This window comes from Pseudomonas sp. LBUM1646 (genome assembly GCF_059716165.1).
In genome coordinates this window covers 5,580,194-5,601,766 of sequence record NZ_CP166810.1, presented here as the reverse complement: position 1 = coordinate 5,601,766, position 21,573 = coordinate 5,580,194, and the positions used below count along the sequence as shown (strand labels likewise).

The following is a 21,573-nucleotide window of genomic DNA, read 5'->3' as shown; positions in this document are numbered from 1 at the left end:
GTGTGAATGCAGCCCGGGACGCTCCGCGTCCCATTCAAAGCCGAACGCGGAGCGTCCGTTGAGGCATTCCCGCGCAGAGCGTGGGAACGATCGGTTACCAGCCTGCGGCCATCCGCCGCCCCGCCCTTACTGTTTCTCAACCGCAGGTGTATCGTATTCGCCTTTTGCGGGCCCCAGGCCTGTCGCTGATACGTGAGGTAGTTGAGTTCATGTCCTTTACCCGTCGACAAATACTCGGTGGTTTGGCCGGTCTTGTGGTGGTTGGCGTGGGGGCCGGTGGCGCGTCGCGTTATTGGCTGGGCAAGATGGCCGACGCCGAGGCGGGTCACGACTACGAACTGATCGCCGCCCCGCTGGACGTCGAATTGGTGGCCGGGCACAAAACCGAAGCCTGGGCGTTCGGCCCATCGGCGCCGGGCACTGAGTTGCGGGTGCGTCAGGGCGAATGGCTGCGGGTGCGTTTCATCAACCACCTGCCAGTCGCGACCACCATCCACTGGCACGGCATCCGTCTGCCGCTGGAAATGGACGGCGTGCCCTACGTCTCGCAACTTCCGGTGCTGCCGGGCGAATACTTCGACTACAAATTCCGCGTGCCTGACGCCGGCAGCTACTGGTATCACCCGCACGTGAACAGCAGCGAAGAACTCGGCCGCGGCCTGGTCGGCCCGCTGATCATCGAAGAGCGCGAGCCCACCGGTTTCAAGTACGAAAAAACCCTGAGCCTCAAGAGCTGGCACGTCGATGAAGAAGGCGCGTTCGTCGCGTTCAGCATTCCTCGTGAAGCGGCGCGCGGTGGTACGGCGGGGCGGCTGTCGACCATCAATGGTGTGCCGCAAGCGGTGATCGAGCTGCCTGCCGGGCAAATCACTCGCGTGCGATTGCTCAACCTCGACAACACCCTGACTTATCGCCTGAACATCCCCGGCGTCGAAGCGCAGATTTACGCGTTGGACGGCAACCCCATCGAACCGCGCCCACTAGGCAAGGAATACTGGCTCGGCCCCGGTATGCGGATTTGCCTGGCGATCAAGGCCCCGCCGGTCGGTGAAGAGCTATCCTTGCGCAACGGACCGGTGCGCGTGGGCACCTTCCGCTCGGTGGCCAACAGCGACGCACCGACCCAATGGCCGCCCGCGCTGCCCGCCAACCCGGTGGCCGAGCCGGACCTGGCCAACGCCGAAAAACTCAACTTCAATTTCGAATGGGTCGGCTCGGTGTCGGTCGACAACGGCAAGCCGCCGAGCCTGTGGCAAATCAACGGCAAGGCTTGGGACATTACCGACAAGACCTGTGCCGACCGCCCGATTGCCAAGCTCGAAAAGGGCAAGAGCTACATTTTCGAATTGAAGAACATGACTCAGTATCAGCACCCGATTCACTTGCACGGCATGAGCTTCAAGGTCATTGCCTCGAATCGGCACAAGGTCATTCCGTACTTCACCGACACTTACCTGTTGGGCAAGAACGAGCGCGCGCAAGTGGCGCTGGTGGCGGATAACCCGGGAGTCTGGATGTTCCATTGCCATGTGATCGACCACATGGAAACCGGCCTGATGGCCGCGATCGAGGTGGCGTGATGCGTCAGATACGCCCCGCAGCGATCATCGACCGCAGCCGCGATCAGGACTTCATGCGCGAAGCCCTGGCCCTCGCGGCTCAAGGTGCTGCCCTCGGTGAAGTACCGGTGGGTGCGGTGCTGGTGCAGGACGGGGAAATTATTGGGCGCGGCTTCAATTGCCCAATCAGCGGCAACGACCCCAGCGCTCATGCCGAAATGGTCGCGATCCGCGCCGCCGCAACTGCCGCCAGCAACTATCGCCTGCCCGGCAGCACCCTCTACGTGACCCTGGAGCCGTGCAGCATGTGCGCCGGCCTGATGGTGCATTCGCGAATCGCGCGGGTGGTGTACGGCGCGCTGGAGCCCAAGGCCGGGATTGTGCAAAGTCAGGGGGCGTTTTTTACCCAGGGCTTTTTGAATCACCGGGTGTTGTTTGAAGGCGGGGTGTTGGCGGAAGAATGCGGGGCGGTGCTCAGCGAATTCTTCAAGGCCCGACGCGCCAGTAGAGACTGATCGTTCCCACGCTCTGCGTGGGAATGCATCCTGTGACGCTCTGCGTCACGCCTGCAAAGGGACGCGGAGCGTCCCGGGCGGCATTCCCACGCGGAGCGTGGGAACGATCAGGGGCAGGTGATCTACATGGGCTTGCGGGCGACGATGACGGCCCGCATCGGCGCCGGCAACCCTTCAACGGTCTTGCTGTGGTCTTCGGGATCCAGAAAATCGCTCAGCGACTGATACTTCATCCACTCCGTCCCGCGCTGTTCCTCGATGGTCGTCGTGCTCACATCCACGCAACGAACATCCGTGAACCCGGCTCGCCGCAACCACAACTCCAGCGCCGGCACCGACGGCAGGAACCAGACGTTACGCATCTGCGCATAACGGTCTTCCGGCACCAGCACTTGCTGCTGATCGCCTTCAATCACCAGCGTCTCCAGCACCAGTTCGCCGCCCTTGACCAGGCAATCCTTCAGCGCCAGCAAATGCTCGATTGGTGAGCGGCGGTGGTAGAACACGCCCATGGAAAATACGGTGTCGAAGCCTTCCATGTTCGGCGGCAGGTCTTCGAACGGAAACGGCAGGTGCCAGGCATTGGGTTCGGACAGATAGCGCTGCACGGCCTGGAACTGGCAGAAGAACAGCCAGTTTGGATCGACGCCAATCACGCTGTCGGCACCGGCGCCGAGCATGCGCCACATGTAGTAGCCATTGCCGCAGCCAACATCGAGGATGCGTTTGCCCTTCAGGTCCAGATGCGGTGCGACCCGCGACCACTTCCAGTCCGAACGCCATTCGGTGTCGATGTGCACGCCGAACAGGTCGAACGGCCCTTTGCGCCACGGCGACAGGCCCATCAGCGCCGTACGCATCTGCGCGCGGGTCTCGTCGTCGCAATTGGTGTCCAGGGTCAAGCCATTGAGCAAATCCACTTCGCTCGGCTGGATATTCGGCAAAGCATCCAGCGCGCTTTGCCAGCGCTCCAGGTCGCCGTGGCCCTTCTCCATTTTCTTGTCGAGTTGTGCTTGCAGGGTGTTGGCCCATTCGGCCAGCGGCGTGCCGGCCAGACGGCGGGCGAGGGGGGACAGATCAATCATGGCAAGGCAATCAACGAGGCAAAGTTAAGACACTGGAACCACGGCACGACTTTCGAGAACCCGGCGGCCAATAGGCGTTCGCGATGTTCTTCGAGGCTGTCGGGCTTCATGACGTTTTCGATGGCGCTGCGCTTCTGGGCAATTTCCAGTTCGCTGTAGCCGTTGGCGCGTTTGAACGCGACGTGCAGATCGGTGAGCAGCGCATGCTCTTCCAGATCGTTGAAACGCAGCTTCTCCGACAGAATCAGCGCGCCGCCCGGCAGCAACGACTGGCGGATGCGCGAGAGCAACGCGGTGCGCTGCTCCGGGGCGATGAATTGCAGGGTGAAGTTCAACGCCACCACCGAGGCTGGCTGGAATTGCAGGGCGAGGATGTCGCCTTCGATCACTTCGACCGGTAGCAACTCCTGGAACATTGAGTCCTGACCGTTGAGGTACTCGCGGCAGCGCTCGACCATCGCCGCCGAGTTATCCACAGCGATGACCCGGCAACCGTCAGTGCGTACATGACGGCGCAAGGCCTGGGTCACGGCGCCCAGCGATGAACCGAGGTCGTAAAGCACGCTGTTGGGCTGGGCGAACTGTGCGGCGAGCACGCCAAGGTTTTCCACGATGGTCGGATAACCCGGCACCGAGCGCTTGATCATGTCCGGGAACACCCGCACCACATCCTCGTTAAAGGCGAAGTCAGGTACCTGGGCCAAAGGCTGGGCGAAAAGGCGATCGGGTTCTTTGCTCACGGCGGTTCCAGCGGCGTAGGTGGAAAAGGCCGGCATTTTAGCCAAATTGACCGGGGGATGCGCGGGTTGTCTGATAAACCGCTTCCACGGTGTACGCAACTCTGTAGCAGCTGCCGAAGGCTGCGCTCGAGGGCGAAGCCCTCGCTGTCCAAGTTACATCAATTGACCTGAAGTTATGCGGTGCGAGGTTTACGACTGCTTCGCAGCCGAACGCAGCCTTCGGCAGCTGCTACAGAATGTGGTGATCTTTACTTCTTTGAGCGAACGCCGACGCCGTAATACCCCATTGCCCCACCCAGTAACTCAGGATGATCACATAGGGTGCCGCCTCAAACGGCATCACAAACCGACTAATCCCAATCACGCTATCGGAAAACACAAACGCCACGGCACCCGCCGCCGCCAGCCACGCCGAGCGCCTGGGCACATCGCTGCCGAGCCTGGCCAATGCGCGCCAGAGCATCGCACTGATCGCCACGCCGTAAACTATCACTGGCACCAGCAACGGCCCCAGCCCGTGGGAAATCAGAATCCCCAGCAGTACTGCGCCCACCACGACGGCCAGGACCAACGGCACCAACGCCAACCGTCGACAATCGCTCAAATACGCTTTCAGATACGCCAGATGCGCGACCAAAAACGCCCCCAGCCCAAACACAAACAAATCTCCCGGCCACGCCAGCAGTACGTCGCCGAGCAGGGAAAAAATCAATCCGAGGCTGATCCAACGCCGATACTCGGTGGGCGGTGCGTCGTGCAACCAGCCGAGCAGGGCCAACACCGGCAGCGGTTTGACCAGCAGGCAGAGCAACGCGGCGTGAACGCTCAGACCGTAGAGAAAGGTCACCGCGCCCATCAGCGCCAGGATTAGCCAACCCACGATCAGTTAACCGAAATCGCGCAATCGAAGGTTTTCACCGCCGGGACTTCCGGCGCCCAGGGTTGCGAGTAAGTCAGGCGCAAACGGCCGGTGCCGGTGGCGAAGGACTGGAAGCGCCAGGTTGAAATCCCGGCGCTGCCGACGATCCCGGCGTCTTCCGGGTTGCTGTAGACCTCGGGGCTAAGGGCACGCAACACGCCGCCAGCGGAATCCTGGATCGCCCAGCGATAACCCGTGGTCGGGTTGCTCGGCAGGGTCAGGATCAGGTTTTGCCCGTTGGTCATTTTGGCCGGGCATTCGCTTTGTTTTTCCACGCTCACGTTCTGTTTCGGCGGCGTGGCGCAGGCGGCCAGCAGGGACAGGGCGAGGGGGACAAACAGACGGGTGGGGGACATAAGATCAGTGACTCCGGCATTCACGACGAACGGCGAGCATAACTGAAGATGAGACAAAGTGTGACAGAGCTGCGGGAGATGATCGTTCCCACGCTCTGCGTGGGAATGCATCCTGTGACGCTCTGCGTCACGCTTGTGAAGGGACGCGGAGCGTCCCGCGCGGCATTCCCACGCAGAGCGTGGGAACGATCAGGTTACGGGGTCAGAACAAAATTTTCGCCACATCCGCGAAGCGCTTGGCGAAGTGCACGGTGATCCCTTCCTTCAGGTACTCCGGCAATTCCTCGAAACTGCCGCGATTCGGTTCCGGCAAGATCAGTTCAAAGATCTTCTGCCGCCGCGCCGCAATCACCTTCTCGCGCACCCCGCCAATCGGCAGAACATGCCCGGTCAGGGTCAGTTCGCCGGTCATGGCGATGCCTTTTTTCGGTGCCTGGTTGCGGGCGAGGGAGAGCAGGGCGCTGGCCATGGTTACGCCGGCGCTCGGGCCGTCTTTCGGGGTGGCGCCTTCCGGCACGTGGAGGTGGACGAAGGCTTCGTCGAAGAACTTCGGATCACCGCCAAACGATTTCAGGTTGGAGCTGACGTAGCTGTAGGCGATTTCCGCTGATTCCTTCATCACGTCGCCCAATTGCCCGGTGAGTTTGAAGCCACGGTTGAGCGTGTGAATCCGCGTCGCTTCGATCGGCAAGGTCGCGCCGCCCATGCTGGTCCAGGCCAGCCCGGTGATGACGCCGGTGCCGGACAGCACTTGTTCGTTGCGGAACACCGGATGTCCCAGTGAGGCTTCGAGGTCCTTAGGGCCGATCTTGATCACCGCTTTCGGCTCGTCGATCAACTTGACCACGGCTTTGCGCACCAGTTTGCCCAGTTCTTTTTCCAAGTGGCGCACCCCGGCTTCACGGGCATATCCATCGATCAATGCTTTCAACGCGCTGTCGCTGATGCTCAGGCTGCCTTTGGATACGCCGGCCTTCTCAAGCTGTTTCGGCCACAGATGACGCTTGGCGATGGCGATTTTTTCTTCGGTGATGTAGCCCGACAGGCGAATCACTTCCATCCGGTCCAGCAACGGGCCGGGGATCGAGTCCAGGGTGTTGGCGGTGCAGACGAACAGCACTTTCGATAGGTCCAGGCGCAGATCCAGGTAATGATCGAGGAATTCGACGTTCTGTTCCGGGTCGAGGGTTTCCAGCAGCGCCGAGGCCGGGTCGCCCTGGTAGCTCTGGCCCATCTTGTCGATCTCGTCGAGCATGATCACCGGGTTCATCACTTCAACGTCTTTCAACGCCTGCACGAGTTTGCCCGGTTGCGCGCCGATGTAGGTGCGGCGATGGCCCTTGATCTCGGCTTCGTCGCGCATGCCGCCGAGGCTGAAACGGTAGAACGGCCGGCCGAGGGATTCGGCGATGGATTTGCCGACGCTGGTCTTACCCACGCCCGGCGGACCCACCAGCAGCACGATGGAGCCGCTGATCTCACCTTTATAGGCACCGACCGCGAGAAATTCGAGGATGCGGTCCTTGATGTCGTCGAGGCCGGCATGGTGTTTATCCAGCACCTTGCGCGCGTGCTTGAGGTCGAGTTTGTCCTCGCCGTACACGCCCCACGGCACCGAAGTTGCCCAGTCGAGGTAGTTGCGGGTGACCGCGTACTCCGGCGAACCGGTCTCGAGGATCGATAGCTTGTTCATTTCCTCTTCGACGCGTTTCTGCGCCTGAGGCGGCAACACTTTGCCTTCCAGGCGTTGCTCGAACTGTTCGATGTCGGCGCTGCGATCATCCTTGGTCAAGCCCAGCTCTTGCTGGATGACCTTGAGCTGTTCTTTGAGGAAGAACTCGCGCTGATGCTCGCCGATCTTGCGGTTTACCTCGGCGGAGATTTCTTTCTGCAGGCGCGCGACTTCGACTTCCTTGCGCAGCATCGGCAGGACTTTTTCCATGCGCTTGAGCATTGGCACGCAGTCGAGCACTTCCTGCAACTCGCCACCGGTGGCCGAGGTGAGTGCGGCGGCGAAGTCGGTCAGCGGCGACGGATCGTTGGGGCTGAAGCGGTTGAGGTAGTTTTTCAGCTCTTCGCTGTACAGCGGGTTGAGCGGCAGCAGTTCCTTGATCGCGTTGATCAGCGCCATGCCGTAGGCCTTGACCTCATCGGTTGGCTCGGTGGGCTGGTGCGGGTATTCGACTTCCACCAGGTACGGTGGGCGATGGTGTTTGAGCCAGGTTTTGATCCGTACCCGGGTCAGGCCCTGAGCGACGAACTGCAACTTGCCGTTTTCGCGACTGGCGTGGTGCACCTTGACCAGCGTGCCGTACTGCGGCAGCGCATCGGTATTGAAATGGCGCGGATCTTCCTGGGGCGTGTCCATGTAGAACAGGGCCAGGGAGTGATGATCGGATTTACTCACCAGGTCCAGTGTTTCCGCCCACGGTTCTTCATTGACGATGACCGGCAGCACTTGGGCCGGGAAGAACGGGCGATTGTGGATCGGGATGATGTAAACCTTGTCCGGCAGGTTCTGACCAGGCAGAGCAAGGCCTTTGCCGGTGGAATGGTGTTCGATGTGGTCGGTTTCGGCGTATTCGCTCGGGTCTTCAGGGAATTCTTGCTGGTCGCTCATGGGGCACCTGCGCAATGGGGTATGGGACTTAGATGGGGCAGGTGGGGGGTGGTTTCAATGGCAATGGATATTTCAGGGTGTGTGTTCAGGGTTTTGACAGGTGCTTTTGACTTGGCGGCCTTAGGGCCGACCATGCTCTTGTTGGGTTTGAGTACATATCCATTGCTGCGGTGATGGCGGCTTAGGGTTTCGCCCTTACGGCGAGTCCCTTTGGCAAACGCCCCAAAGGAACCAAAGGTCTCGCCCCGAGCGTCCGGCCCCTCGCTTAGGCTCGGCGTTCCTTCGCTCCGGCATCCATCCGGGGGCATTGCCCTCCGGTCTGCTTCGCTACGACCTACATGCAATGTGTTCGACTGCGTCGAACGGCGCTGCGCGCCAGTCCCCGGATGAACACCTCCACTCAGCCTCCCGAAGGGGCGGGTGGAGCAAGATCAAGGGCAGGCGAGCTAACGCTCGGCCTAATGAGTGGTGAGGGGCGGGGCGGTGTACATCGTTATTGCGTTTGCGTTTGCGTTTGCTTTTGCTTTTGTAGGAGCGAGGCTTGCCCGCGAAGGCGGCCTGACAGCGGACCCATCTCTCTCGGATGTACTTGGCTCAATTGTGGGAGCGAGCTTGCTCGCGATGGCGGAGTGTCAGGCAACATCAATGTTGAATGTCAGTCCCTCATCGCGAGCAAGCTCGCTCCCACAGGGGGTTAGCTGTGTGGCGAAGGTTTAGGTCGTTCGACGTTATCCAGCATTCGATTCACCGCCAGTTCGGCCAGCATGATGATTTGCTGGATAGCCAATGCCGTGTGCCGGTTGGGTCCTTCCAGATGACTGGCGAAATCGCTGGCCATGATGCTCGCCGAGGCCAAGGACTCACAGGTGTGCGCGAAAAGGTCTTCGTCTGCGATATCCGGCGCGACTATGAACATCGTGCTGGGTTTGCGCGGGGCGGGGGCTTTCACGGCGCAGGGGTTGAGGTGGAAATTGAGCGCGCGGTCGGCGGCTTCCTTGAGCTTTTTGGGATCAAGGGCAGAGCTTTCGGTATGAGGGGGATTCGGCGTTACTTTGAACATGGTGAAACTCCATTCAAGTATGTGGAGTTCGCCGCTACCGCGACCAAACGATAGGGTGGCGAACCGTACGCAGGTTGGTCGACCAGGGAATGGAAACCCGGCAGGGCCAAGGCCCTCCCACGCACAGCTCGCCGTCAAGCATGCTTGAAAAGTGCGCCATTCTAAACCCGGGCGACCAAGCCTGGTCGCTGATTTTTTCAGCGACAACGAAAGCCTATCGTTTGGGCTTCTGACACGACAACCGATAGAGATTGTCGGAAATCTCCACCAGAACAGCCACCGTTGTAGGACCCCACGCCCGATTTCTCGGCCGATCTCGATCCAATGTGGGAGCGAGCCTGCTCGCGAAGGCTGTTTAATATTCAGTATTGAAGTCGACTGGCATACCGCTTTCGCGAGCAAGCTCGCTCACACAGTGGTTCATCGGTGGGGCAGAAATGGCGGCCACAAAAAAGGCGACCCCTTCACAGGAGTCGCCTTTCGTTCAACTGCCGCTAAAACTTAATCGGGCAGTTTGTAAGCGATCACGTAGTCGCCCATTTTGGTGCCCAACGAACCGTGGCCACCAACGACGAGCAACACGTATTGTTTGCCGTCCTTGCCGGTGTAGGTCATCGGGGTGGCTTGGCCGCCGGCCGGCAGGCGCGACTTCCACAGTTCCTTGCCGCTATTGACGTCATAGGCGCGCAGGTACTGGTCGAGGGTGCCGCTGAGGAAGCCGACGCCGCCAGCGGTGACGATCGAGCCGCCCATGCTTGGCACACCAATCGGCAGACCGATAGGCACTGGCGAACTGTCGCGGCTGGTGCCGTTTTTGCGCTTCCACACCACTTTGTTGGTGGTCAGGTCGATACCGGTGACATAGCCCCAGGCCGGGGCCTGGCACGGTACACCGAACGGCGACATGAACGGGTGCATGGTCACGGCGTACGGCGCGCCAGCGTTAGGCTGGATGCCAGCCGTTTCGCTTTCGCGCTTGCTGTCCGCCGCGACTTCGGCGCGTGGGATCATTTTCGAGACAAACGCCATGTAGTTCGGGCTGGTGAACAGCAGTTGGCGGACCGGATCGACCGACACGCTGCCCCAGTTGAACACACCAACGTTACCCGGGTAGATCAGACTGCCCTGCAACGACGGCGGGGTGTACTGGCCTTCGTAACGCAGTTCCTTGAACTGGATGCGGCAGAGCATCTGGTCGAACGGACTGGCGCCCCACATGGCTTTTTCGGTCAGTTCCGGGGCCAGCAGGTTGAGGTCCGAACGGGCTTGGGTCGGGGCAGTATGGTCGCCCTTGACCGCGCCTTGTGGCACCGGAATTTCACGAATCGGCACAATCGGCGTGCCATCGCGACGGTCGAGCACATACAGGCTGCCCTGTTTGGTCGGCGCGATCAGCGCCGGCTTCACGCCGTCGGCGGTTTTCAGGTCCAGCAGGGTTGGCTGGCTGCCCACGTCCATGTCCCACAGGTCATGGTGAGTGAACTGGTAGTTCCAGCGCACCTTGCCGCTGGCCAGGTCCAAGGCCACCAGGCCGGCGCTGAATTTCTCGGCGCCTGGCATGCGGTCGCCGCCGTACTGGTCAGGCATCTGGTTGCCCAAAGGCAGGTAGACCATGCCCAGTTTCTCGTCGACGCTGGCCAGCGACCACATGTTCGGCGAGTTGCGGGTGTAGGTCTTGCCCGGTGCCAAAGGCTCGGTAGCGTCCGGGTTGCCGCTGTCCCAGTTCCAGACCAGATGACCGTCATGCACATCGTAAGCGCGGATCACGCCGGAAGGCTCGTTGGTCGACTCGTTGTCGGTGACGTGACCGCCCATGATCACCAGATCACGGGTAATCGCGGCCGGGGACGTGGCGTAGTAGCCGCCGGCAGTGAACGGGCCGATACCTTGGGTCAGGTCAACGGTGCCGTTAGTGCCGAAGCCTTCGCAGACCTTACCGGTGTCGGCGTTGATCGCGATCAGGCGCGCATCGGCGGTCGGCAGGTACAGACGACGCGGGCAGGCTTGAGCAACAGCTTTGCCAGCTTCGGAGACAACGGCGGCCGAGGCATTGTCAGCCTTGGCGTAAGCATTCTCGTCGTAGTAAGAGACGCCGCGGCAGGTCATGTGGGCGAAGCCCTTGAAGCCCACCGGGCTCTTGATCTGCGGGTCGAAGCGCCAGAGTTCCTTGCCGGTGTCCGGGTCCAGCGCCAGCACTTTGCTGTGGGCGGTGCACGCATAGAGCATGCCGTTGACCTTCAGCGGGGTGTTTTCGTTGGTCAGCTCCACCGGATCATCGGCGGTCGGCAGGTCGCCGGTCTGGATACGCCAGGCTTCCTGCAACTTGCCGACGTTAGCCGGAGTGATCTGCTTCAGCGGCGAGTAGCGGTCACCGAACTCGGTACGGCCATAAGCCTGCCAGTCGCCGTCGGGCATGGCCGGGGCGGTGCTGGTCAGGTCCGTGGTGTCGCGGCCCAACTCGCCGAAGATTTCATTCGGATGGGTGAATTGACTGGCCACGGCGGTGGCGCCGGCCAGAACCACGGCCACGCTCAACGCCGCGGTGCCCAACGGTGCGGCGCCATCGCGCAGCAACGGTCGGCGGAACCACGGCAACAGCAGGACCACACCCAGCGCAAACCAAAGCGCCAGACGCGGCACCAGTTGCCACCAGTCGAGGCCGACTTCCCACAACGCCCAAACGGTGCTGGCGAACAGCACCAGTGCGTACAGGGCCAGTGCAGCGCGGCGGGCGGCAATCAGCAGCACGCCGCTCAGCGCGAAGCCGATACCGGCCAGCAGGTAATACAGCGAGCCGCCGAGCATGCTCAGCTTGATCCCCCCGGCCAGCATGGCCAGGCCCATTAGCAGAAGCAGGATACCGAGCAGGCTCGGCAGCAGACGGCTTCGACTCAAAGCACCATCAGTGCTCATAGTGTGGTTCTCCGTGACGTTTTAAGTAGTCCCGCGCAAGTTCACTGTAGATGACGATCTGGCGTGGGCATGGTTCAGTTGTAAAAGTGAAACTTGGTTAGCGCTTGTATGTTTGATGCAATCTTTTGTGGGAACTGGCTTGCCTGCGATGACGCTGTGTCAGCGACGGCGACCTATGGATCAGCATCATTGTTGAATGTTGATCCGTCTTCGCGGGCAAGCCTCGCTCCTACAAGGGCTTTGTGGTGTTGGTTAGAACGACGAGGTGATCTTGATCCCGCCAATCAGCGCGTCGTCGACCTTGTCCACGCCACCGGGGTGGCGGATGTATTGCAGGTTCGGGCGCACGGTCAGCCAATTGGTGACGTGCACGCCGTAATAGAGTTCGGCGCTGTATTCGGTGTCTTGCGGCGGCAGGAACGACGGATCGTCGTAGTCATAAACGGCGCGGGCCTGATTGGTCGCCTCGGCGTTCTTGCGATAGGCCGGGTTGACGTGGACGCGAGCCAGGGCGAAACCGATGTCGTCCTTGGCCCGGGCATCGAACAAGCCTTTGTAAACGACGCCGGCCTGGACGTAGTTGTCGATGGCGTTGGTCTTCTTGTCGTGCATCGTGCCGTTGGCGAACACGCTCAAACCACGGGAGTTGTCGCTGGCGCGGCGGGTGATCTGCTGCTGCACCCCAAGCCACACCCCGTGCTTGCTCGACGCGCTGCGATAGGCTTCGCCACTGAGGGCGGCGGGCTGGCCATTGCTGTCCTTGTAGGCGTCAGTGGCCTTGGCGTTGCTGTAGTAATAACCGGCGCGGTACTCGCCCGGCAGGCCGTTGAGCTTCGGCGACCACACCAACTCCACCGGCAAAATTGCGCCTTGGGTGCCGCTGCCGCTGAGCTTGAAGCCGTTGCCGCGATCAAGGTTCGACGGGTTCTGCTCATAGGCGCCGATTTGCGCGTAGAGCTCCGGCGTCAGGTGATATTTGACCCGCATCGCCCATTGGCTGACCGGCCAGTTGTACCAGATGCCGCCGACCCAGTTGCCGACCTGTGAGCCGCAGAACGCCAGGTTCTGGAAGTCGCAGGGGAAGCTGTTGAAATCTTCGCCTTCGCCAAAGCGGCCGACCTTGATGTCGAGCTTCTGGTCGAAGAATTTCTGCTGATACCACATCTGCGTCAGGCGCCAGGTTTGGCCACGGCCCCAGACTTCCTGAGCCGAGGTGAAGCCGCCGACCCGTGGGTCGTTGATCCGGTCGTTGCTGATGTTGTTGCCGTTGCGTTCGGTAATGGTCAGCTGAAATTCGGCGTCGTCCCAACCGAGGATCTTCTGCAAATCCAGGTGCGTGCCGAAGCCGAACTGGTCGCTGTAGCGCGCGGTGCGGTCGTGGTCATAGCCGCCGTGCAGGTTGCTGCCCATTTCGCCGGTGTAATCGACTTTGAAGTCGTAGCCTTTTTCCGAAAGTTCGGTGCGCGTGCCGTTCCAGTCACCGAGCATCCACGGTGAGTCGCTATCGAAGGCAGTAGCCGCGTGAACGCAGGTGGCGAGGCCGAAGGCGCTGAGGCCGCCGATCAGGTTCAGGGTTTTTCGCTGGGCCACAGGGGGTAAGACAGCGCTGTCTCGCAGAGTTGGAAAGTCGGGCATAAAGTAAAAATTCTTGATCTTTTTCTGGGGGTGAACTGAACGCTACGAGGTGGAACGGGCAGTGAAGCGTTTCAGCTTAAGGGCGGCAGGATAATGATCTGTTACAAAGAGAGAAAGTGCTTTTATTGACATGGATCCTTTCGGATTTTGTAACAGTATGCTGCGACCTGTCGCCGCAGGGGTTCTAACAGGCAATAAAACGGTGGGAACGAGCTCGCTCCCACCGTTATTGCAGTGCCTAAATATTGGTCAGTTGCCGGTGGCGACAGCAGCGGCTTTGCTTTCCCGCGTCCAGGTCAACACAACGTGCGCCACAAGACCGAAGATCAAACCCCAGAACGCCGCAGCCAAGCCAAGGAAACTCATGCCCGACGCCGTCACCAGGAACGTGATCAGCGGCGCTTCCCGTTGTTTCTCATCCGCCATGGCGTCGGTCAGTCCGGCATTGATCGCGCCGAACAAGGCCAGGCTGGCGAGCGAGGCGATCAATTCTTTGGGCAGGGCGGAAAACACTGAGGCCAGGGTCGTGCCAAAGGTGCCCATCAGAATGTAGAAAACTCCGCAGGCGATCCCGGCGATGTAGCATTTGTCACGGTCTTCGTGGGCTTCGCGTCCAGTGCAGATCGCCGCCGTAATCGCTGCCAGGTTGAAGCCGTGGGAGCCAAACGGCGCCATCAGGATCGAGCCAATCGCGGTGACCGAAATGATCGAGCGCGCCGGCGTGTTGTAACCCGAGGTGCGCAACACCGCCATGCCCGGCACGTATTGCTGGCCCGGGCCAATGGCGTGCTGGTGCTCAGCGGCACCCAGTTCCAGGCCGAGCGTTCCGGGATGACCCGCAGTCACCGTGAGCAAGCTTTGCTCCTGCGAAAAGGCGTTGTTGGCCTACAGTTAACTGAGCGCTTCCACCCAACGAAACCCTCGGCTAAGGTGCGCGGCTTCTTTATTCTTTCTTCGCGCAAAGGCCCGGCATGACCGAACAGAACAACAACCCGCTGCACGGCGTGACCCTGGAACAGATCCTCAACGCCCTGGTTGAACACTACGAGTGGGCGGGGCTGGCCGAGCGCATCGATATTCGCTGCTTCAAGAGCGATCCGAGCATCAAGTCGAGCCTGACTTTTCTGCGCAAAACCCCGTGGGCGCGGGAAAAGGTCGAACGCCTCTACGTGAAGCTGATGCGCACCAAGCGACCGGTCTGAACATGCTCAACCTCTCGACGCCGGGGTCTGCCGCGAGGCGTCGTTGTGTTGCCGTGGCTGCGGTGCTGGGCTGGTTTGCCCTGAGTGTTCAGCTGTACCTGATTCTCGGCACACGCTGGAGCATGGGCGCCAGCCTGTTGGGTGGGCTGATGAGTTTCTTCAGTTTCTTCACCGTATTGACCAATACCCTGGTGGCCGTGGTACTGACCTGCGAGCTGACATCGCGGGAGTCGGCGGCGCGGCGCTGGTTTTTACGGCCATCGGTCAGCAGCGGCATTGCCGTGAGCATCGCCGTGGTCGGGCTCGCGTACAGCCTGTTGTTGCGCCATCTGTGGCATCCCGAGGGCTGGCAACTGCTCGCCGATGAGTTACTGCACGACATCATGCCGCTGCTGTTTCTGGTTTATTGGTGGTGCTGCGTACCCAAAGGCACGTTGCGCCTGGGGCACATTGCCTTGTGGGTGATTTATCCACTGGTGTATTTCGCTTACGTGCTGCTGCGCGGGCATCTGCTGGGGGCTTATCCGTACCCGTTCATAGATGTGAGCACGTTGGGTTATCCACAGGTGTTTATCAATGCCGGGGGGATATTGGCGGGGTTTGTCGCGATTGCGTTACTGATCGTGGGAGTGGATCGATACCTTCGTCGTTGACGGGGAAAGCAAAGATCGCAGCCTGCGGCAGCTACAGAGGTAGGCATTTCCCCCTGTAGGAGCCGCCGCAGGCTACGATCTTTTAAGAGGTTATTCCTCGTCGCTTTCATCCAGCCGCCAGTAACCCACCGCTTTGACCAACTGCTCATCCAGCCCATGCTCATCGAGCAACACCCGGCGGATCTGCCGTGACACTTTGGTTTCGGTCGCCACCCACGCGTACAGATTGCCACTCGGCACTTGCAGCTCTTTCACGGTGTTCAGCAAGTTGTTCTTCCCGCCTTCGCGCAAGACCCAGATCACATTCACCTGCGCAGCGCTTTGCAGTTTCTGTTGCTCAGCGCCGTTCTCCACCTCGATGATCACCAGCGCGTGGCGATTGGCTGCCAGGCCTTCCAGGCGGCGGGCGATGGCGGGCAGGGCGGTTTCGTCGCCGATCAGCAGGTAGCTGTCGAAGATGTCCGGCACGATCATCGAACCCCGTGGCCCGCCGATGTGCAGGAACTGCCCAGGCTTGGCCTGCTCGGCCCAGGTCGAGGCGGGGCCGTCGCCGTGCAGGACAAAATCGATGTCCAGTTCCAGGGTGTCCAGGTCATAGCGGCGCGGTGTGTAGTCGCGCATTTCCGGCATCGGCTGGTCGGTTTTACCGGCGCCAAGCACCAGCGTTTCCAGCGCCGCCATTTGCGCCGCGTTCTGTGGGAAAAGGAGTTTTACGTGGTCGTCCGTTCCGAGGCTGACGAAGCCTGCCAGTTCTGGCCCGCCTAACGTGATCCGGCGCATGCGAGGGGTCAGGTCGGTCACTCGCAACACTTCCAGGCGACGGCGTTTGATTTCGTGCATGACGCGGTGAATGGTCTGGTTTTCAAAAACGACATTCATTCGGCGTTCTCCTGCGGGGCTTGAACGGCGGGGCCGTCGACGATGGCTTTGGCGGTGTTGTTGAGCAGGGCGGCGACGCGGATGATTTCTTCCGCACTCCAGCGCCCGTGATGCAGTTGCAATGCATGACGCAGGTTATGCACCGCTTCGTGGATTTCCGCCGGGCGATCATGCCCGCGCAGCGAGCGTTTGCTGACGTCGATGCGCATCCGCACACCTTCCAGGGCAATCGCCTGGTCACCCAGGGACAGGCGCCCGGCGTCGGTCACGCTGTAGCGTTTTTTCCCGCCCTCGGCATCGCCCGTGATCATTTCGCTTTCTTCCAGAAAGGTCAGGGTCGGGTAGATCACCCCGGGGCTGGGGCTGTAGGCACCGTCGAACATGCCTTCGATCTGGCGGATCAGGTCGTAGCCGTGGCACGGCTGTTCGGCGATCAGCGCCAGCAGCAGCAGTTTCAAATCGCCGGGGGCGAAAACCCGTGGGCCGCGGCCGCCGCGTTCGCGACCAGGGCGTTTCTCGAAGCCGTCGCGGCCGTCACCGTGTTCGCGGTGGGAATGATGGTCTCTCATTTTTGCTTTCTCTTGTCGTGTTTAGATACAACTTAAGATATATCTTAAGACAAAAGCAAGACCCTATCCGGAGACCGCTTCGGCGCCCCGACGAGCGGTCAGGTACGTCGCGCGCCGTGATTTATCACGGTCGCTAATCCAGAAATGAGTATTTTTCAACTCAAGCGCGTGTAACTTAGAAGTTAAAGTTATCACTCTATTAATCCTTGGTCTTATAGTCTTGAAGTGCTTTTCGCGCCGTGTTTTCAGTTGATTGTCCTGTATGGTTTTTTTTATAAAACTGTCTGTAGGTAAGTGCTGACAGTTACTCGTATCGAATTGGCTTTTTTGATCTTTTTTCTGGCCTGTTACAAGGGTGTCTAACTACGTGATCGTCGGAAGTTGCCTGCTTACTTGCCGGTGGTGGTAGTGGATCATTCGTTGGCGTTAACAATTCAAACCCTTACGTCTTGTGCTGTCGCAGGTGAGGCAGGGTTTGAACTTTTAATAAGCCACTTATTTAACAAGACAGGTATTTAAAGATGTTCAAGAAAATGACTTTGGCTGCTCCTCTGGCTGTGCTGGCGCTGACCTCTTCTGTTGCCTTCGCTGCGGGTGAAGCGCGTCACTCCATCAATATCGTCGCCCATGTGCCGACCAATGGTTTCTATGTTGTGCCTGTCGATCCGGATCTGATCAACAAGGATCAGAATATGGACTTGCTGCCGAGCACAGGGAAGCCGAAAGACGTCACTGGTTTTTTTGATATGCGCAACAACAATGGCTCGGTACATGCCAGTGTCCTGACGGTCCCGAAACTGTATTCCGGGCCCAATACCATTGACTTGAAAGTCGAAATCAACGGCAAGGAGCTGACCACTACACCGCAAATGGTTGTGGGTGAGGCCGAGTCCGACGTGAACTACCGTGCACCGCTGCTGATCAGCGCCAAAGGGACAACTTTTGCCCCCGGCGACTATACCGGTGCGGTGGCAATGATGTTCGATGCCGTGACCCCAGTTGGTGGCAGTCGCTAACGTTTCCCTACTTGGCATCAACCGGCGGAAAAGCAACTTTGCCTGCCCGCCGGACTTCCATTTGTTTGTAATCAGAGTACGTGTTCATGTTCCCGATGACACCCATCGCGGCTGCGCTTGCGCTGTTGTTTTGTGCCAGCGCGGTGGCGGCTCCGGTTCCCGCCGGTTCTACACCGCGAAGTCTGCTGGCTCAGGCCAAAGGTTTACCGGCGGAATTCGAGGAGCATTTTTTTGATGTGCCGCTGGCGGTTCGCGTGGAACTCGATCAACAACCGCTGGGGGAGGCGATGATCGTGCTGTCTCGCGATGACCGCATCACCCTGCTCGAATTTACCGACACCAGCGAAAGCCGCTTCAGCGCCGCCGAGCGTGAGGTCTGGGCCACTTATCTCAAGCCGGGTATAGCGCTGGGTAACTGCACCGGACAATGCCCGGAACAGATGCTGGCGGTGCACTACAACCTGGAAAACTCGCTGGTGTCGATCCTCACCGAAAATGCTGAGCGCGACACAGAGGTCAAGCACTACTTCGACCAACCCGAGGGTGGCAGCAGCGGCCTGATGGTACGTAATCAGATCAACCTCAACGGCGGTCAGGATCAGGACCTGGGCGGTCGCTTTGGCCTGGAAGCCAGTGGCAGCCTCGGCAGTTGGAGCCAGACATTCAACATGCAACTGGCCCGCCTGGGTGGTCCGGATGACCAGCTCTATCACGCGGTGCATGAGCTTTACACCCAGCGCGAATTACAGGGCAGATTTGTTCGCCTGGGTTATTTCACCCCCAATTCAGAAGGGCTGACTCGCCAACCGCGAACGTTTGGCACCAGCCCCGACACGGCGGTCGGCGCCATGTATGGCAGCTCCGACAGCCTGGCAATCAACAGCCCGATGCCCAGCGTCTATCCGATCTACGTCACGGCCAATCGCCAGGCCTCGGTGGAGATTTTGCGCGACGGTTTGCTGATCAATACCCAATCGGTGCCCGCCGGCCTGCAGACCCTCGACACCCGTCCGCTGCCGGGCGGTATTTACGAAGTGGAAGTGCGCCTGATCGAAGACGGGCAGATCACCAGTACCACTCAGGAACTGGTCTACAAGCCCAACAACTGGCGCAACCTCAATGAGCGCTGGCGCTACAACGTGTTTGCCGGGCAAGAAACCAAGCTGCTGAGTAATTGGGACCAACAGGCCAGCGGCAGCGCCACGGCCGGGGCTTCGCTCAATTACTTGATGCATCCTCGGGTGATTCTCGGGCTGTCGGCGCGACAGATTCGCGAAAAACTGCAATACGGCACGTCCATCGACTGGACCCTGGCCAATCACATCAGCCTGTATGCCAACGTCTACCAGACGCAAGACCACGGCACCGGTGTCGATCTGCAAAGCCTGTACAGCTACGGCTCCGGCAGCGTGGTGATCAGCCACAACCGCAGTTGGCTGGATACCACCAATACGTACGACACCCTGCCGGATGGTACCCGGGTACGGCAACGCAATGTCTTTGTCGGCGAGACCAGCAACTCATCCCTGGCGCTCAATCATCGAGTCAGCAGCAAAAGCTCGGTGAATGCGCGGGTTTCCCATAGCGAGGGCAACACCGAAGGCCTGGGCGTGGATCTGGGTTGGACCCAGCGCACCGTGCTGTTCGGCAGCGATGCCAACTGGCGGCTGGCGTTGTTCGACCGGCCAGGCAGTTTCAGCAGCGGCGATGCGCGCAATCGCGGTGTTGACCTGAGCATCAACCTGGCATTGGGTACACCCGGCCAACAGTTCACTGGCAGCATTGGTTCGCGGACCGCGCGCGAGGGCGGTCGCGACAACAACGCCTCCCTCGGCTGGCGCAAAGACTTGAAGGACCATGTGCTGCAAAACGTCTCGGTCACCGCACTCACCGACACCTATGGCGTCGGTCTCTCCAGCCTGGCCAGTTTTCGCACCGAGGCGCTCAGTGGCGACGGGTTTGTTCAGCGCTCCTCCTACAACAACAAATTTACCGGTGGCTTGAACCTCGACAGCACGCTGGCCATCGGCGGCCAGCAAATGGTCCTGACCAGTCAACAGGAGGTGCGGGGCGCGGGGCTGATCGTCGATGTGGAATCCGATATTGACGGTATCGCTTTGCGCGCCGACGACTTCAGCGGCGGCAGCGCAGCGTTGAAACCGGGGCGCAACTTCATACCGATTACCGCGTACCAGAACAGCTCGGTGAGTTTCGACTTCGAAGGCAATCACGTGCCTGCCGCCAGCATCGACCCACCACGCACCCGCTATCACCTGAACAAGGGCGGCGTGGAGTATCGCAAGGTCAGGGTGATGAAAACCCTGACCGTGCTGGGCCGTCTGGTCGACCCGCAAGGCCGGCCGCTCAAGGGCCATCACGTGATCAACCACGCCAGTCGCGGGGTGACTGAAGTGGATGGGTTCTTCTCTATGGAAATGAACGCCGGTTCACCCACGCTGGAGGTGCGGCGAGGCGATCAGTTGCTCTGCCAGTTCCGCCTCGATGCGAGTCGACATCGCAGTGAAAACAACGTGTTGATGATCGGTGACCTGCGGTGCACGCCGGACACGCTGGCCGACGTCACCCCTACTGATCTGAAGGCAGGTTAAGCGTATGAAAATGTCCACGTGTTGGCTGGGGCTGGGGCTGGGGCTGGTGATGGCGTTGGTGGTGCCTTCAGCGCAAGCGGTGAATCAGGAAATCAGGGCGCTGTTCACACCTGATCCGGCTCAGCCGCAAAAAAATGTATTTCTCAACAAGACCCTGAACAGTGGTTATTGCGGTACTTATCCCGAGATTTGCAAGCAACAAAACATGTTCAGTATTCGGCTGCCGGTTCGTTTCGGGCCGAGTTCCCCGATTCAGCCTGGAACCAGCATTTCGGTAAAGGTACCGGCCAATTGGCGACAACTGACGGTGACGAATCGCGAAACCCGGGAATCGGAAATCGTTGAAGTTCGCATAACCGGTATTGGCTCCAACTACATCCTCAGCGATACCGCCGCCAATCTGGTAGGGGTAAACGATCTACTTGAAGGCCATACAAAGCTTTGGGGCGGTCAATCCTGGGTGTATGCGGCGCCTCCCTGTGTGTACAGCGGCGTAGGAGCCTATTTAGGCACCACCTATCGGTTTTTCTGGAAAACCCCGGTAGAAGCGCCCTGTACCAAAGTGGCGCATTTCCAGATTCCGCACATGTCTTGGGACACTCTGGACTTTGCCTATGAGCTACGCACGCCCGACCCCTTGGGAATGTCGAGCGGGCTTTACACCGGTTCGATCAACTATTTGCTTGGCCCGGGCCGGGATTTCGATATCGGGGGGCTGAATGCGAATGACAGCAACCTGACCCTGGACTTCGTCCTCGACGTGCAACACACCCTCAAAGTGACTCTGCCGCCGGGCGGCAACAAAGTCGAGTTGGTACCGCAAGGTGGCTGGCAGAGCTGGATCAACGAAGGCCGCAAACCCAATCGATTGTTTCGCGACCAGATGTTCCATATCTCGGCCTCATCGAGGTTCAAGATGACCTTGTTTTGCTCGAGCAGCATAAGCGACAGCTGCGTCATTAACGACTTGGCCACGGGCCGTTATAGCAGGGTGGATCTGAGTGTGACGCTGCCCAATGGGCTGACGGATCAATACGGGCGACCGGTCAACCGGCTGCCGCTGAAGATCGGTAACTCGGCGGCCCTGCGCTTCGCTCCGAACTTCTATGTGGACCGCGGGCAGGGAATCCTGCATTTCGAAATCGGGCAGTTCTGGACCGACGCCATGCTCCAGCCAGGTGTTCCGGGTAATTACGTGGGCACCATGACGGTGGTCTGGGATTCGGAAGTCTGACCGTACGAA

At 60.0% G+C, this 21,573-nt stretch carries 17 protein-coding genes and 1 pseudogene; 7 read left to right on the top strand and 11 right to left on the bottom strand.

Annotation, left to right across the window (positions count from 1 at the left end):
* The first annotated feature begins 209 nt into the window (after positions 1-209).
* Entirely contained in the window at positions 210-1,580 is a 1,371-nt protein-coding gene (locus ACA071_RS25425; RefSeq protein ID WP_497641636.1) for a multicopper oxidase family protein, read from the top strand.
* Entirely contained in the window at positions 1,580-2,074 is a 495-nt protein-coding gene (gene tadA / locus ACA071_RS25420; RefSeq protein ID WP_497641635.1) for a tRNA adenosine(34) deaminase TadA, read from the top strand. The genes ACA071_RS25425 and tadA overlap by 1 nt, the downstream gene beginning before the upstream one ends.
* A 122-nt stretch (positions 2,075-2,196) precedes the next feature.
* On the opposite strand, the gene cmoB is transcribed toward tadA, so the two are convergent.
* From cmoB to ACA071_RS25375, 9 genes and pseudogenes are all read right to left on the bottom strand, one after another.
* Positions 2,197-3,159, bottom strand: coding sequence for a tRNA 5-methoxyuridine(34)/uridine 5-oxyacetic acid(34) synthase CmoB (gene cmoB, locus ACA071_RS25415; RefSeq protein ID WP_497641634.1), 963 nt, complete (start codon positions 3,157-3,159; stop codon positions 2,197-2,199).
* Positions 3,156-3,935, bottom strand: a complete 780-nt coding sequence (gene cmoA, locus ACA071_RS25410) for a carboxy-S-adenosyl-L-methionine synthase CmoA (protein WP_403019936.1) — start codon at positions 3,933-3,935, stop codon at positions 3,156-3,158. Before cmoA ends, cmoB begins: the two co-directional genes overlap by 4 nt.
* 193 nt (positions 3,936-4,128) lie before the next feature.
* Positions 4,129-4,779 carry a lysoplasmalogenase gene (locus tag ACA071_RS25405; RefSeq protein ID WP_497641633.1) on the bottom strand — a complete coding sequence of 217 codons (651 nt, stop codon included), beginning with the start codon at positions 4,777-4,779 and terminating at the stop codon, positions 4,129-4,131.
* Positions 4,780-4,781: 2 nt separating this feature from the next.
* Positions 4,782-5,174 carry a protease inhibitor I42 family protein gene (locus ACA071_RS25400; RefSeq protein WP_497641632.1) on the bottom strand — a complete coding sequence of 131 codons (393 nt, stop codon included), beginning with the start codon at positions 5,172-5,174 and terminating at the stop codon, positions 4,782-4,784.
* A gap of 202 nt (positions 5,175-5,376) precedes the next feature.
* Complete coding sequence (gene lon / locus ACA071_RS25395; protein ID WP_497641631.1) at positions 5,377-7,794, bottom strand: endopeptidase La; 2,418 nt, start codon at positions 7,792-7,794, stop codon at positions 5,377-5,379.
* A gap of 694 nt (positions 7,795-8,488) precedes the next feature.
* Positions 8,489-8,854, bottom strand: a complete 366-nt coding sequence (locus ACA071_RS25390; RefSeq protein WP_497641630.1) for a DUF6124 family protein — start codon at positions 8,852-8,854, stop codon at positions 8,489-8,491.
* A gap of 501 nt (positions 8,855-9,355) precedes the next feature.
* On the bottom strand, positions 9,356-11,767 hold the full coding sequence (locus tag ACA071_RS25385) for a glucose/quinate/shikimate family membrane-bound PQQ-dependent dehydrogenase (RefSeq protein ID WP_497641629.1): 2,412 nt from the start codon (positions 11,765-11,767) through the stop codon (positions 9,356-9,358).
* A 252-nt stretch (positions 11,768-12,019) separates the two neighbouring features.
* Positions 12,020-13,402 (bottom strand): carbohydrate porin, encoded by a 1,383-nt coding sequence (locus ACA071_RS25380; RefSeq protein WP_497641628.1) that lies wholly within the window; start codon positions 13,400-13,402, stop codon positions 12,020-12,022.
* Positions 13,403-13,651: 249 nt separating this feature from the next.
* A pseudogene (locus ACA071_RS25375) lies at positions 13,652-14,170 on the bottom strand (benzoate/H(+) symporter BenE family transporter); the annotation flags it as partial.
* Positions 14,171-14,373: 203 nt separating this feature from the next.
* On the opposite strand from ACA071_RS25375, the gene ACA071_RS25370 reads away from it, so the two are divergent.
* Both ACA071_RS25370 and ACA071_RS25365 read left to right on the top strand, forming a co-directional pair.
* Complete coding sequence (locus ACA071_RS25370; protein ID WP_427628326.1) at positions 14,374-14,604, top strand: VF530 family protein; 231 nt, start codon at positions 14,374-14,376, stop codon at positions 14,602-14,604.
* A gap of 2 nt (positions 14,605-14,606) precedes the next feature.
* Entirely contained in the window at positions 14,607-15,257 is a 651-nt protein-coding gene (locus ACA071_RS25365) for a Pr6Pr family membrane protein (RefSeq protein WP_497641627.1), read from the top strand.
* A gap of 90 nt (positions 15,258-15,347) precedes the next feature.
* Here ACA071_RS25365 and ACA071_RS25360 read toward each other — a convergent pair whose 3' ends face one another.
* Positions 15,348-16,136: a siderophore-interacting protein gene (locus ACA071_RS25360; RefSeq protein ID WP_497641626.1), complete on the bottom strand. Its 789-nt coding sequence runs from the start codon at positions 16,134-16,136 to the stop codon at positions 15,348-15,350.
* Positions 16,133-16,705, bottom strand: coding sequence for a PadR family transcriptional regulator (locus tag ACA071_RS25355; protein ID WP_497641625.1), 573 nt, complete (start codon positions 16,703-16,705; stop codon positions 16,133-16,135). Before ACA071_RS25355 ends, ACA071_RS25360 begins: the two co-directional genes overlap by 4 nt.
* Positions 16,706-17,226: 521 nt before the next feature.
* Here ACA071_RS25355 and ACA071_RS25350 point away from each other — a divergent pair.
* From ACA071_RS25350 to ACA071_RS25340, 3 genes are all read left to right on the top strand, one after another.
* Positions 17,227-17,721 (top strand): CS1 type fimbrial major subunit, encoded by a 495-nt coding sequence (locus ACA071_RS25350; protein ID WP_497641624.1) that lies wholly within the window; start codon positions 17,227-17,229, stop codon positions 17,719-17,721.
* Between the two features lie 86 nt (positions 17,722-17,807).
* Entirely contained in the window at positions 17,808-20,330 is a 2,523-nt protein-coding gene (locus ACA071_RS25345; protein ID WP_497641623.1) for a CS1-pili formation C-terminal domain-containing protein, read from the top strand.
* 4 nt (positions 20,331-20,334) lie between these two features.
* The gene (locus ACA071_RS25340) at positions 20,335-21,564 is read left to right on the top strand and encodes a hypothetical protein (protein WP_497641622.1); all 1,230 of its coding nucleotides are present in this window, start codon (positions 20,335-20,337) and stop codon (positions 21,562-21,564) included.
* The last annotated feature ends 9 nt before the right edge of the window (positions 21,565-21,573 follow it).